This is a genomic window from Hwanghaeella sp. LZ110, from assembly GCF_048892525.1.
In the GTDB taxonomy this organism is placed as follows: domain Bacteria; phylum Pseudomonadota; class Alphaproteobacteria; order UBA8366; family Aestuariispiraceae; genus Pacificispira.
This window is the reverse complement of the sequence record NZ_JBLZHT010000053.1, coordinates 1-370: the sequence shown is the minus strand read 5'-3', so window position 1 is coordinate 370 and position 370 is coordinate 1. Positions and strand designations below refer to the sequence as shown.

1 protein-coding gene is annotated in these 370 nt (G+C 48.9%); it reads left to right on the top strand.

What is annotated here, in order from left to right; translation table 11 throughout:
* Nucleotides 1-95: 95 nt before the first annotated feature.
* Nucleotides 96-370, top strand: a 275-nt coding sequence (locus ACOSDM_RS20180) for a hypothetical protein (RefSeq protein WP_420726328.1), incomplete at its 3' end; no start/stop codon positions are given.

Below are 370 nucleotides of genomic sequence, written 5' to 3'. Positions count from 1 at the left end.
ACGTGCGCTCTTCCGATCTCTTCAGTAAAGGCTGTGCTCCTGGTGCTGATCCTGCATCAAACATGTGTGAACTGTGTAAAGGAAGTGGGAAGGCGGTGGGAGACGAGAGCAAGTGCAAAGCCTCTTCTGCGGAGCTGTATTATGGCTATGATGGGGCTTTCAGGTGTCTTGCAGAAAGAGCTGGTGAAGTTGCTTTTATCAAGCACACTATTGTTGGGGATTACACAGAGGGTAAAGGACCAGACTGGGCTAAGGATCTGAAGGCAGATGATTTTGAACTGATCTGCCCAGAATCACCAGACACAACAGTCAAATACACTGAATTCGCTGCATGTAACCTTGCCAAAGTCCCGGCTCATGCTGTGATCAC